General features: G+C 66.5%; 1 protein-coding gene. It reads right to left on the bottom strand.

The window, feature by feature from the left end; all coding sequences use genetic code 11:
* Window positions 1-391, bottom strand: a 391-nt coding sequence (locus AB9K35_RS00440) for a CoA transferase (RefSeq protein WP_369923951.1), incomplete at both ends; no start/stop codon positions are given.

Here is a 391-nt window from a genome sequence, read left to right as displayed (position 1 = left end):
CCGCCTGCCACGTCGGCAAAGGCATCTCCGGCCATCATCGGCGGGCCGTCCTCGGCGCCGGTCATATCCATCAGCCCGCTCATCGCCTGGATGATGATGTCATAGGCCGGCAGCATCCGGTTCGGGCCTGTCTGGCCGAACCCAGAGACGGACACATAGACGAGCTGGGGACAAGCCGCGCACAGTGTGTCCGCACCCAGCCCGAACCGGTCCATCACGCCGGGGCGGAAGTTCTCGACCAGCACGTCGCTCTCCGCCGCCAGCGCCCGCGCCGCCGCCGCGCCGTCCTCGGATTTCAGATCCAGAACGATGGATTTCTTGCCGCGGTTCACCGATTGGAACAGCAGACTCTCGCCGTCCCTGAAGGGGCCGATGTGGCGGTAGTCATCGC

This window comes from Leisingera sp. XS_AS12, from assembly GCF_041224635.1.
In the GTDB taxonomy this organism is placed as follows: Bacteria; Pseudomonadota; Alphaproteobacteria; order Rhodobacterales; family Rhodobacteraceae; genus Leisingera.
Note: the sequence above shows the minus strand (reverse complement) of the source record. Positions and strands in the feature narration are given on the sequence as shown.